The organism is Prevotella sp. P2-180, from assembly GCF_002251435.1.
Classification (GTDB): domain Bacteria; phylum Bacteroidota; class Bacteroidia; order Bacteroidales; family Bacteroidaceae; genus Prevotella.
Window position 1 is genome coordinate 56,527 of sequence record NZ_NPJI01000082.1, and the last position, 12,980, is coordinate 69,506.

The window sequence follows — 12,980 nt, forward strand, 5'->3', positions numbered from 1 at the left end:
AAATAAAAAAAATATGAAACCAATGATATTTTCAATAGTATTATTGTCTGCACTTTCAGTCTCTTCATGCAGCGAAGACAAATTTGCAGGAGACCCGGAGAAAGACTGGACCGCAACAACTGAATGTTTCACTCCTACAGAGGAGAACGGTTACAACACATATTGGAAACCTGCCATAGGAAGGGTGGGGGACCCAATGCCTTTCTACGACCAAAAGGAAGGCAATTTCAAGGTCCTTTACTTGCAGGAGTTCGACAACAACGACCCATGGTGCTTCCATCCCATTTACGGTGTCTCCACCACCGACGGAGCCAACTATCAGGGTATGGGAGAAGTTCTTGAGACTGGCAAGTCGAAAGACGAACTTGACGCTGCCATAGGCACTGGCTGCGCCGTTTATAACGAAAACGACGGTTTGTACTATATCTACTATACCGGACACACCTCACGCGAGGTTGTGATGCGTGCCACATCGCCCGATTTCAAGACATGGACAAAAGACAAGGCGTGGGTGCTGCGTGGCGCTGACCATGGCTACTCTGAGTCCGATTTCCGCGACCCGCAGGTGTTCCAGGACGACAACGGTCTGTGGCACATGATTATATCAAGCAATCTGAAGTTTGCGGAATACACCTCAAACAATCTCCGCGACTGGGATTATGCCGGACAGTTCTCGTGCATGATCTGGGACCGCATGCTTGAATGTCCTGACATCTTCAAGATGGGCGACTGGTGGTACATGGTGTATAGCGAGGCTTTCCGCAGCGACTGGAGCCGCAAGGTGAAGTATATGATGGCACGGTCTCTCGACGAACTGAAGAAGTGTTTCAACGAAGGCCCCAAATGGCCTGCCGATGACAAGGAGGGCGTGCTCGACACACGTGCCTTCTATGCTGGCAAGACTGCCTCTAACGGTACTGACCGCTTCATCTGGGGATGGACACCTTATCGCACAGGCACCACCATCCACGACAAGAACATTTCCGTAGGTGCTGAAAGTGAGCCTAACTGGTCGGGAGCGCTCGTATGCCACAAACTCATACAGCATGCCGATGGAACGCTCTCTGTCGGTGAGGTACCGGCTATGGCAGCAAAATACAACCAACAGACGGAACCGAAAGTCATGGCATCGGAAAACTATACTTCGGGTACCATTAGCGGCAACGGATATGCGCTTTTCAGCCGCTTGGGCTACCACAACCACATTTCCTTTTTGGTAAAAGCAGGAGAGGCCGACAAATGGGGCGTTTCCTTCGCACGTGGCACCGACGCAACAAAATATTATTCTCTCGTGGTTAATCCGGAGTGGGAGAATGGTCGCCGCAAGGTAAACTTCGAACAGGAAGGCAGCGAGGGAAAGGGATTTATCGTAGGTGCCGACGGATATATCTTCCCCCGTCCTGCCGACAATACCTACAAGGTTGATATCTACACCGACAATTCGGTGGTTGTCATGTATATCAATGGTGAATATGGTACCACGCAACGTATCTACGGATTGCAGAAAAACTGCTGGTCTATCAACAGCTATGGTGGTAACATCAACATTAGCGATATAAAGGTCAGCACATATTAACTTGCCCATTGACACATCCTATTTCTGCAAAACAGTTTGCAAACATGTAATAATTTGATTAATGCGGCAATTCTCAGCTCGATTTATTTTGTGGGTTTGGGAATTGCCGCCTAAATATTACCTTTCATCCTTGATGTGTGAGAACAATTCCTAATAATAACTTGGAAATTTATTAAAGAGAGCATATACTTCGCCGAAGGTTAGCTTATGCTTCACAGACTGTCAGCTTATGACAGTCGGCTGTCATAATAGTGACAGGGCAGCAGAAGACGTTATGCTTAATCGACGTTATCGTCTCCTTGCCGCCCGTATGACGCTAACTTGCGTGGCACCCTACACCCTACATCATTAGCACCTTACTCGCTGATAATCTGCATGTTGCAGAATGTATAGTACCTCTCAACCCTACATTCACCCTACATTCACCCTACATCATTCACATCCGCGTTAGCCTGTATTCCGCCATTACAACCATCGGGCCATAGGCGAACGAAGTGAAAATGACATGCTGATGCTTTGTGAATATTATTGACATTAGAGCAGAAAATTGCAGCGATGTGGTTTTATGTAGAGTGAATGTAGGGTGAATGTAGGGCTGAGAGGCACCCTACATTCACTAACTATCTGAATACAAGACACTTACCCTTAAACAATGTAGAGTGTAGGGGTCTGACGACATCCGTCTTGTAATTACGCATTGTCATGAATATGGATGAGAGGCTGAACCAAAGGATGAGTATTAAATATGATAGGAAGGACATTGTGAGAAAAGGTACTTTCTCTAATTGGAGGCAAAATACCAAATAAAAGCGGAAAAACTTTTATTTGGTATTGTCGTTATTCAGATGATGATCACTGTCTTACTTCTTCGTCGCCTTAACGAAATAGGCGATGAGGAGTGCGTAGGCTATGAGAGAGCAGACCTCGCTGAGAGGATTTGCCCACCATGACTCAAAGTTGAACGACACGCCGCCGAAACGTAGCAATGCACTTACAACTCCCATCAGCGCGCCACCGGCAATGAATCCTGAAGCAAGCAGATTGCCCTTCTCGCCGCGCTCCTTGTTTACTGCAGCGTCCTTGGAACGAGTGGTGACATACCAGTTGGCGGCACCACCTACAAGCAAAGGTATGTTAAGCTCCATGGGAATGAACATGCCAAGGGCAAAGGCAAGGGCTGGAATCTTCAGCATGGTGAGAACGATGGCTATGACTGCTCCAATGGCATACAACACCCACGGAGCACCAATGCCGTTCATCAGTGGGTCGATGACTGCTGCCATGGCATTGGCCTGAGGAGCGGCCAGCTGGCCGGAGGCGAAGCCATAGGTCTCGTTGAGAAGCATCATCACACCTCCTACAGTGGCTGCCGACACCAGGGTGCCAAGAAACTTCCACGACTCCTGCTTCTTTGGCGTAGTGCCAAGCCAGTAGCCTATCTTAAGGTCGGTGATGAAGGCGCCTGCCATAGACAATGCCGTACATACCACACCACCCATAATCAGTGCAGCCACCATACCGCCGGTGCCTTTCATGCCCACAGCCACCATTACCACAGAAGCGAGGATGAGCGTCATAAGCGTCATGCCCGAAACGGGGTTGGTGCCCACGATAGCAATGGCATTCGCGGCTACTGTAGTGAAAAGGAAGGCTATGACAGCCACCAACAGTATGCCTACCACGGCAAAAAGGAGGTTGCCTTCCATCACTCCAAACCAGAAGAAAAGGAATGTGACGATGATGGTAACCACTGAGCCCACGGCAATAAACTTAAAGGAGATGTCGCGCTGGGTGCGCAATTCTTCCTTATCGGCCTTAGGGGTGCCCTTCATCTCTTTAGCTGCAAGCGAGACGGCACTCTTTATGATGCCCCACGACTTGATAATGCCGATGATGCCTGCCATGGCAATACCGCCAATGCCGATGCTTTTGCCATAGGCACGGAATATCTCCTCAGGGCTCATCTCTCCGACAGCCTTTGTGATGGTGGGATCCCACTGGTTGAGCACCATGTCGCCACAGAACAGAGACATGCCTGGAACTATAAGCCACCATACGGCCAATGAACCGACACAGATGATGAAGGCATACTTTAGACCTACAATATATCCAAGACCGAAAACGGCAGCACCAGTGTTTACCTTAAACACGAGTTTCGCCTTGTCGGCAATCTGCTGTCCGAGGTCGAAGCAACGGGTGGTGAAATTCTCGTTCCACCATCCGAAGGTGCTGACAATGAAGTCGTAGAGACCTCCTATGGCACCTGCCATAAGCAGCGGCTTGGCTTGACCACCACCCTTTGCACCACTTACGAGCACCTGTGTGGTGGCAGTGGCCTCTGGGAATGGATATTTGCCGTGCATATTGCTTACGAAATATTTCCTGAACGGAATAAGGAAGAGGATACCTATGATACCTCCAAGCAGCGAGGCAATAAAGATATTAAGGAACGAGGCCGTCATCTCTGGATACTTGGCCTGAAGGATGTAAATGGCAGGCAGAGTGAAGATGGCTCCTGCAACCACAGCACCGGAACAGGCTCCGATACTCTGTATAATGACATTCTCGCCCATCGCATTTTTCCTTTTTGCGGCAGTGGACATGCCTACAGCGATAATGGCAATAGGAATGGCGGCCTCAAACACTTGGCCTACTCTCAGACCGAGGTATGCGGCAGCGGCAGAAAAGAGCATTGCCATAAGCACTCCCCATGTGACCGACCATGCGTTCACCTCTGAATAATTTTTTCGCGGGTCCATTATCGGCTGATACTGTTCCCCTTCCTTCAGTTCCCGGAAAGCATTCTCAGGCAACTGGATGTTTTCGTTTTCAGTCATTAGATTAAAGTGTTAATATTTTATTTGTTAAGCTTCCACACACATCCGTCTTTTGTGTCTTTCACTTCGAAACCGGCGGCTTTGAGGGCGTCACGAATCTGGTCGCAGGTAGCCCAATCCTTGTTGGCACGGGCTTTGGAGCGAAGGTCGAGCACCATGTCTACCACCTTTCCGTAGGCTTCCTCGCGTGCCTCGTTGTTGGCGGCCTTCTCGTCGGCAAGACCAAGTATGTCAAAGGCAAAGAGGCGCATGGTTGACTTCAGCTCTTCGAGACAATCCTGGCAGATGGTGGCCTTGTGGTCGAGCAGTTTGTTCACCACAGAGCATGCCTCAAACAGATGGCTGATGACAAGAGGAGTGGCGAGGTCGTCGTTCATGGCGTCGTAGCATTTCTGTCGCAGTTCGTTCACCATCTTCTTTGTCTCTGCGTCGCAGTCGGCCTGTGGCTGAATGCGGTCGAGGTCGGCAAGTCCGTTCATGAGCCTCTCGAGTCCCTTCTCGCTTGCCACAAGGGCATCGTTTGAGAAGTCGACGGTGCCGCGATAATGGGCAGAAAGGATGAAGAAGCGTATGGCCATTGGGCTGAACGCCTGCTTCAGAAGCTCGTGATTGCCGGTGAAGAACTGTTCGAGTGTGATGAAATTGCCAAGCGACTTGCCCATCTTCTGTCCGTTGATGGTAATCATATTGTTGTGCATCCAGTATTTTACCATCGGCTTTCCCTGGCTTGCCACAGCCTGTGCAATCTCGCATTCGTGGTGCGGGAAGATGAGGTCCATGCCACCTCCATGAATATCGAATTCGCTTCCGAGATATTTTCGTCCCATGGCTGTACACTCGCAGTGCCATCCTGGGAATCCGTCGCTCCATGGGCTTGGCCATCTCATGATATGCTCAGGCTGCGCCTTTTTCCAGAGAGCGAAGTCTACTTGATTGCGTTTCTCCCCTACTCCGTCAAGTTCGCGGCTATTGTTAATCACGTCGTCGAGGTTACGTCCCGACAGAATGCCGTACTTATGGTCTTTATTATATTTTTCAATGTCGAAATAAATGCTTCCGTTGCTCTCGTAGGCATAGCCGTTAGCCATGATTTCCTTTACGAGTTCCTCTTGCTCGATGATATGTCCTGTGGCATGAGGTTCAATGCTTGGCGGCAGGACATTGAGCGCCTTCATGGCGTCGTGATAGCGATTAGTGTAGTACTGTGCTATCTCCATTGGCTCAAGCTGCTCGAGCCGTGCCTTCTTCTCTATTTTGTCGTCACCTTCGTCGGCATCGTGCTCAAGGTGGCCCACATCGGTGATGTTACGGACGTAACGAACCTTATATCCGAGATGTTTCAGATAGCGGAAAAGGATGTCGAAGGTGATGGCTGGACGTGCATGGCCAAGATGCGGGTCGCCATATACGGTTGGTCCACAAACATACATGCCTACATTAGGAGCATTCAGCGGTTTGAAGAGCTGCTTAGTGCGGGTAAGTGTATTATAAATCAGCAAATTTTGTTCCATAATAGTATATATTTAAACGGTTTCAGCGTGCAAAGTTAAAATAAATTGCTGACAATACAAAATAATTCGCTCTCTTTTTCACATTTTTGAGGAGAGAGGAGAGGGAAAGAGGAGGGAGATATCAATTATTCTCCTCTCCACGACGGCGGAGTCAAAGTCTTTGACATAAACCATTCCTTTGTGTCGCGGCTGATGTCGCGTTTTGGCCAGGGCACAACAACAACTATCAAAGCACAAACGAGACAGGCATAGATGGTCCAACCAGACATTTCCTTTATTGCTGTAATAGTGGCTTGCACCTGCACTTTTCCCTTCGTGGAGATAGATGCCATTTGCTGGGCCTCGGTCTCACTCTTTCCCTGATACATCATCCCACGGGCAGCCTGGTCGTAATTAGCCGCAATTGTCTGATTCATACGGTCATACTCCTGAGCATAACGGGTGATATAATGCTGCTGGCGATGCTGGAACACGTTGGTATAGATAGCAGAACCAATGCCTGGTGCTATTATCATACGCACAGTGAGCATGATACATACCCAAGTTGACATCAAACGGTATGGCATGCGCTGGTTGGCATATACTGCCGTCAGCGAGTAAAGCAACATCATGCCCGTGGCACGTATAATGACAGGCCACTTCATACGTTCGTACATACCATCGGTCTGCACCTCGAAATACATATACAAGGCAGAAAGGCCAATAAAAACGAATCCCATGGAAAACAGCCACTTCAGATGTATGTGCTTGGCACTGGCAATGATGGCGGCCACCAATCCGAGGAAATAGCCCACGAGGGTCCAGTTGCCCAATTCGGCAATCTGCAGGTTGTCGCACTTCATTCCCACTCCAACAAAAATATTTACAAACATCTGGCTTGAGTTGAGTATCATCAAGCCGAGAAAGAGCAGAATGCCTCCCTGTATGCTACGCCACTTCAGTGCCTCAAGCACGAAATACGGCGACTGGCGTGTCTTCTCTAAATAGACAAACAAAATGGTTGAGACGATGCAGATAACCGTAGACCAGCGTATGGTCGGGTCGTCATACCAGTCAAGCGTCTTTCCATATACCATTATATATATAAAAGAACAGCACATGGCAGAGAACACCACAACATTGCCGAACTTGGAAAACGACAGCGGCGGATGTTTCGTTGGATAAGGATTGAAAGGCATTGCCACAAGTGTGACGAGCACTGCAACCAGCATAGATGCCATCATGACGTAATAGACATACTGCCACTCATAATAATAGGCAAACCATGCCGTAAGCCATGTTCCTATCTGTCCGAGCACCATGAAGAAGAAATAGATGGTGGGCATGGAGGTGGTCTTCTCGGTGTCGAGTTTGTCCCAATCCTCCTCTTTTAGAGGCTCATTACCTGCCGTGAGGTTGTTGGTGGCCTCAATATGGAATCCGTACTTTATAAGTGTGAACAAAGTGGTCATGAGCAGCGTCTGACGCACAAAACCCATAATCAAGCTGCACAGTCCGAGCACAAACACACTTTCAGTGCGTGCGCATACGTAGCTTAAAACAATAAGGATGGGAAATCCGATGAGACTCATCAGTTTTTGGCGTCTAAGGCACACCACGGTATAAAAGAACGGCGAGAAAGCCGCCATTCCCACCGAGGTGACAAATCCCACAAACGATATATGTTCAGACTGTATGCCCAGCCCACCGACCATCTCACTGCTGTTTGCCGAATAGACTCCACTGACGGTCATGATAGGTATGAAAAGCAAAATCAGAAAGATTATTCCGAGAGGCTTGGGCACCCAGTCATAGAACGGGAAATTCTTGTTCATATTATTATCTTCTCTCCGCTTTCACAACCACCATCATGCCCGCAGCCAGACGGTCGTTGTCTTCCTTTGACAGATTGACAAAATCAATGCGTACCGGCACACGTTGCTGTATTTTCACAAAGTTGCCTGCTGAGTTGTCGGTAGGCACGAGAGAATATTTTGATCCGGTGGCACCGGAAATGGCAGTCACCTTACCCTCAAACACTTTGTCGCTCAAAGCGTCAACAGTCATGCGCACCTTCTGACCCACGTAGAGATTCTCCACCTGAGTCTCCTTATAGTTTGCGACAACCCACTTCTGCGACTCTGGCAGTATGTAGGTAATGGTTTGTCCGGCATTGATGTACTGTCCTTCCTCAAGAGAGCGGCGTCCGAGTTTTCCGTCACACGGAGCAGTCACCACGCAATAAGAAAGGTTGAGCTTTGCCATTTCCAACGCGGCGGTTGCCCTTTCTATGGCCGCCTCCGTATTTGCAATACGGTTGCTCACCTCGTTAACTCCCGAATAAGCAGCCTTCTGCTGTCTGCGTGTGGCGTCGAGTTTCTTTTTCGTAGCAGCATATTCCGTCTCTATCTGTTCAAGCTGAATGGGAGTGGCAGCATTGCGCTCCACGAGATTCTGATAGCGCTGACGGTCTTTCTCGAGTTTAGAAAGGCGTATCTCTATCTCAGCTATCGATGCCTCATACACGTCGGCCGACTTTTCTGTAGTCTGCTTAGTGACTCCCATTACCGCCTTGCCAGCCATAGCGTCCTTAAGGGCGGCCTCTGCCTCCATCACCCGTATGCGATATTCGCTATCGTCGAGCACAAGTAGCGTATCTCCTTTTTTAACGCTCTGATGTTCAGTAAAATATATTTTCTTTATATATCCTGTGGCACGCAGGTTGACAGGTGAGAGATACTGTTCTATTTGTGCATCATTGCTGGTCTCGTTGTTTTTGAAATCGAGAAACATGAATACCACCTCTATTAAACCCCATACGAGCACAGCCACACCTATGAGGCTTACAATCATTTGTCTTGCACGTTGCTTTTTCAGTTTCTTAGCCTTCTCTTCGGCTGTCATCTGCTTTTCTTTATCTTCCATTGTTATGTGTATTAATTGTTTTTTATTCTCTTCCTTCTACCCTCTTCCCTCTTATCATTCCGTTAACTTACCCAGTTGTCCGGTGAGTTTCAAGACGTTAAGGTTTGATATCTTGAAGTTATAATTGGCGGTGAGATAGTTGTTTTGTGCATCACTCATGCTCATTTCATCTTGCAGCACCTCCACCATCGAGACGATGCCTTCACGATAGCGGTCGACAGTCACACCATAGATGTCTTCGGCAAGCTGATAGTTCTCGCGTTGCTTGTTGAAGTTACGACGATTGTTGGCAAGGTCGTTAATTGCGTTTGCATACTGTGTCTGCATGTTTTTCAACAAGTTCTCGTACGACAGTTTTGCATTGTCGATGTCTGCCTGCGCCTTACGTATTTTCGACCGTTTTTCGAATCCGTCGAACACGGGGACACGTAGCGACAGACCAATGCCATTAGACTGGTACCAATGGTTTGACTCTCCGGAGTGGAACCAGTTTTTAAACTTGTCGGTATAGGCAGTATATGCCCAGTTGGCACTCAATGCCAATGTAGGAAGATAACCATCCTTGGCCAACTTCTTTTGTTGCTCGGCCAGCTGCAACTTTTTCTGCATAAGCTGGAATTCATAAAGGCTGGTATTTAGTCCAGAGAGCTCGGCCATCTTAATTTCGTTTACAGACATTTCCTCCGCAACGATATCTTTCTCAAACGGATAGTCGATAACATATTTCAGCATGTTATATTGCTCAGAAAGCATCGCCTTGGCATTGTCGAGTTGAACGGTGAAATTCTCAAGGCTGACATTCACTCTCTTTAGGTCTACCTCGAGCGCCATACCATTGTCGAAGAAAGCTTGCGCGATGTCTTTCAGTTCCGTGAGCCGTCTAATGTTGTCATTTACTAGGGATATCTGTTCTGTTGTGTTTTGAATCAGATAGTAAATCTTGCAAATTTGCATTATCAAGTCTTCCTTGGCTTTTTCATAAGAAAGCTGGTTAAGGTTGTCAAGTGTCTTTGAGATTTCCAGTGCGGTGAGTGCGGTCTGGCTATACAAAGGCATCTGCAATGACAATGCCGCCGAAGAATTATACTGCAACGTTTTCGTCACGTTGTAGGTTTTGCCATAAGCCGTACCGTCGGTTACAGACACAGGTGGGTCGAAGTTGTCGTTTAGCGATGCCGCGAAATTTATCTGCGGCAACAGTCTTGAACGGTTTTCGCTGATGTTGTGTTTACCTTTTACAATCTCTCCTCTAGCAACTTTCAGCGTCAAATTATTCTCAATGCCAATATCAAGGCATTGCTTAAGTGTAAGCTTCTCCTGAGCCTCTATAGCTTTAGGGAAAAGCATTAAAGAAAATGTGAACAATAATAATTTCATATCAATTTAAATAAATCGGGTGCAAAGGTACTCATTTCTTTTTAGATACACATATTCATAAAAGGGAACAAACTGTTCATATTTTCCTTTTGTGTAAGAGGGAAGAAGGAAGAGGGTAAAAGGTAGAAGGTAGAGGGTAGAAGGTAGAGGATACTCCAAAAAAAAACACCCTGCAAGTTGATGCTTGCAGGGCGTTTGAAAATTTATAAGTACCCAGAGCCGGGGTCGAACCGGCACGGATTGCTCCACTGGTGTTTGAGACCAGCGCGTCTACCGATTCCGCCATCTGGGCTTTTCTGCGTGCAAAGGTACACATAATTTTGTTAACTGGCAAATTTTTCAGCTAAAAAAATTAAAAATATTACTATTATTCAATATTTATATGTAATTTAGTGGGCGAAAACGTCAAACCCATAAATATAATATGTAATATGAGCCTAAAAAACTATTGTATTATACTTGCAGGAGGAAAGGGTCGCAGGTTGTGGCCCTGTAGCCGAGACAATCATCCAAAGCAGTTTATTGACTTTTTTGGATTTGGCAGGACTCAGCTTCAAGCCACCTACGATCGTTTTGTCAAAATAATGCCAAAAGAGAATATCTTCATCACTACCAACACAGAATATGCATCGCTTGTAAAAGAACAACTGCCACAAGTATGCGATGAGAACATTGTTGTGGAACCTGTAAATAGAAACACGGCTCCCAGTGTGGCATGGGGAATGCTGAAGATTGCGAGCAAGGATAAAGACGCACGCGTCATAGTGTCGCCTTCAGACCTTTTTGTTCTCAACGAGCAGGCTTTTGCCGACAATGTAAATGAAGCCTTGGAACTCGTGGGACAGCACAATGTATATATCACCATGGGTGTGAAACCCACACGTCCAGAGCCTGGATACGGCTATATCCAGTTAGGCGACCCGACAATGACCAAGGGTGTTTACCACGTGCGTTCGTTTACAGAAAAGCCTGAGCGTGACTTTGCCCAAGTGTTTGTAGACAGTGGCGAGTTTTACTGGAACACTGGCATCTTCCTTTCAAACATCAGCACCTTCATAGAAAGTTGCGAAAAGCTGTTTGTTGAGCTAACGTCGCTTATAAAGGAAAAAATCAGTCCTGAAGAGGTCACCATACCCAATCTTCTCTCGTTTCTTGAAAAATACTACTCTTCATTTCCTAATCTGTCGATTGACTATGGCGTGCTCGAACGTCTCGACAACGTATGCGTAATGAAGTGCTACTTCGGATGGGCGGATCTCGGCACATGGCATTCCATATATGAATGTCTGCGACGCGACGATACCGACAATGTTGTGATTGACTCAACAGTGATAATGGAAAACAGCAAAAACAATGTAGTGAAACTACCCAAGGACAAATTGGCCGTAATAAACGGTCTTGAAGGCTTTATTGTGGCAGAGCACGACAACGTGTTGCTGATATGCAAAAAGGGCGACACCTCTGGACTTATGAGAAAATATGTGAACGAAGTTCAGATGAAGTTTGGAGACAAGTATATCTAGCTCTTCTTTTGCAAAAAGTAGCGGAACGAAGATAAAAGGAGATAATAGACATAACATTAAAAAGAATAACATAATGGACATTTTTTCAAAAATCGCAGCTGGTGAGATACCAAGCTACAAATGTGCGGAGAGTGAAAAATTCTACGCATTCCTCGACATCAACCCTGTGGCAAAGGGCCACACATTAGTAATACCACGCCGCGAAGTGGACTATATATTCGACATGGACGACGAGGAGATAGCAGAATATCAGGTGTTTGCAAAGAAGGTGGCAATGGCACTGAAAAAGGCTTTTCCATGCCGAAAGGTGGCTCAGGTGGTACTTGGTTTGGAAGTTCCCCATGCCCACATTCATCTCATTCCTATGAATTCAGAAGCTGACGTGGATTTCCGTAAGGACAAGCTCAAGTTCACAGAGGATGAGTTTAATCAGATTGCCGAAGCAATAAGAAACAATTTATAAAGAAGAGTGAAAAAATAAAGAGTGAAGAATAAGACAAACGCAGATTATGCACAACTTATTCTTCATTCTTCATTTTTATACTCTTCATTTTGGGACTATTGAGCAATAGATATGTTATCTATTCTGATCTTTATCACTCCACGCGGTATTTTTATCTCAACTTCATCACCCACCTTTTTTCCCAACAATCCTTGTGCAATGGGGGTTTTGATAGAGATTTTTCCTTGACGTAAGTCTGCTTCGTTTTCACTTACAATGGTATAAGACATCTTTGCCTTTGTAGCAAGATTAGTCATCTCCACCTTTGTAAGTATCTGTACTATATCAGCGCTCAAGCGAGATGTGTCAACAATCTTTGCCTCGCTGATAGCAAGTTTGAGTTTGTTGATTTTATCTTCTAAATGTGCCTGTGCCTCTTTGGCGGCATCATACTCGGAATTTTCACTGAGGTCGCCCTTATCACGGGCTTCTGCTATAGCTGCTGACGCTTTAGGACGCTCAATACTTTCCAAACGTTTTAGTTCGGCCACCATGTTATCGTAGCCTTCTTGCGACATATAAGCCATAATAATTGTAATAATTTAAGGGTTAAACAAATTTCGTATTGTTAGTTGGGCAAAGACGAAAAAAAACAGAATTCCGACATCCTTTAATGTCGGAATCCCACATAGTTTTATAATCATCTTACCATTTCTGCTGCAAAGGTAAGTATATTTTTTGAAACCACCAAATATTTTCGCATAAAAAACAATACGACCTGACAACGTCGCCGCTGCCAGGCCATATTGA

The 12,980-nt window shown here is 46.5% G+C and carries 9 protein-coding genes and 1 tRNA gene; 3 read left to right on the plus strand and 7 right to left on the minus strand.

What is annotated here, in order from left to right; translation table 11 throughout:
• The first annotated feature begins 13 nt into the window (after nucleotides 1-13).
• A complete protein-coding gene (locus CIK98_RS11575; protein ID WP_094384381.1) occupies nucleotides 14-1,576 on the plus strand; it encodes a glycoside hydrolase family 32 protein in 1,563 nt (520 codons plus the stop codon).
• 860 nt (nucleotides 1,577-2,436) lie between these two features.
• Here the strand turns inward: CIK98_RS11575 and CIK98_RS11580 are convergent.
• From CIK98_RS11580 to CIK98_RS11605, 6 genes are all read right to left on the minus strand, one after another.
• A complete protein-coding gene (locus CIK98_RS11580; RefSeq protein WP_094384382.1) occupies nucleotides 2,437-4,413 on the minus strand; it encodes an OPT family oligopeptide transporter in 1,977 nt (658 codons plus the stop codon).
• Nucleotides 4,414-4,433: 20 nt separating this feature from the next.
• A complete protein-coding gene (gene cysS, locus CIK98_RS11585) occupies nucleotides 4,434-5,924 on the minus strand; it encodes a cysteine--tRNA ligase (protein WP_094384384.1) in 1,491 nt (496 codons plus the stop codon).
• Between the two features lie 125 nt (nucleotides 5,925-6,049).
• The gene (locus tag CIK98_RS11590) at nucleotides 6,050-7,738 is read right to left on the minus strand and encodes an MFS transporter (protein WP_094384386.1); all 1,689 of its coding nucleotides are present in this window, start codon (nucleotides 7,736-7,738) and stop codon (nucleotides 6,050-6,052) included.
• Nucleotides 7,739-7,742: 4 nt separating this feature from the next.
• Nucleotides 7,743-8,828, minus strand: coding sequence for an HlyD family secretion protein (locus CIK98_RS11595; RefSeq protein WP_094384388.1), 1,086 nt, complete (start codon nucleotides 8,826-8,828; stop codon nucleotides 7,743-7,745).
• A 54-nt stretch (nucleotides 8,829-8,882) separates the two neighbouring features.
• Nucleotides 8,883-10,205: a TolC family protein gene (locus CIK98_RS11600; RefSeq protein ID WP_094384390.1), complete on the minus strand. Its 1,323-nt coding sequence runs from the start codon at nucleotides 10,203-10,205 to the stop codon at nucleotides 8,883-8,885.
• A 210-nt stretch (nucleotides 10,206-10,415) separates the two neighbouring features.
• Nucleotides 10,416-10,497 (minus strand) — tRNA-Leu (locus CIK98_RS11605).
• Between the two features lie 139 nt (nucleotides 10,498-10,636).
• Here CIK98_RS11605 and CIK98_RS11610 point away from each other — a divergent pair.
• Nucleotides 10,637-11,728 (plus strand): mannose-1-phosphate guanylyltransferase, encoded by a 1,092-nt coding sequence (locus CIK98_RS11610; RefSeq protein WP_094384509.1) that lies wholly within the window; start codon nucleotides 10,637-10,639, stop codon nucleotides 11,726-11,728.
• A 73-nt stretch (nucleotides 11,729-11,801) separates the two neighbouring features.
• Nucleotides 11,802-12,191 (plus strand): HIT family protein, encoded by a 390-nt coding sequence (locus CIK98_RS11615; protein WP_094384392.1) that lies wholly within the window; start codon nucleotides 11,802-11,804, stop codon nucleotides 12,189-12,191.
• Between the two features lie 95 nt (nucleotides 12,192-12,286).
• Here CIK98_RS11615 and greA read toward each other — a convergent pair whose 3' ends face one another.
• The gene (greA, locus tag CIK98_RS11620; RefSeq protein ID WP_094384394.1) at nucleotides 12,287-12,757 is read right to left on the minus strand and encodes a transcription elongation factor GreA; all 471 of its coding nucleotides are present in this window, start codon (nucleotides 12,755-12,757) and stop codon (nucleotides 12,287-12,289) included.
• Between the last annotated feature and the right edge of the window lie 223 nt (nucleotides 12,758-12,980).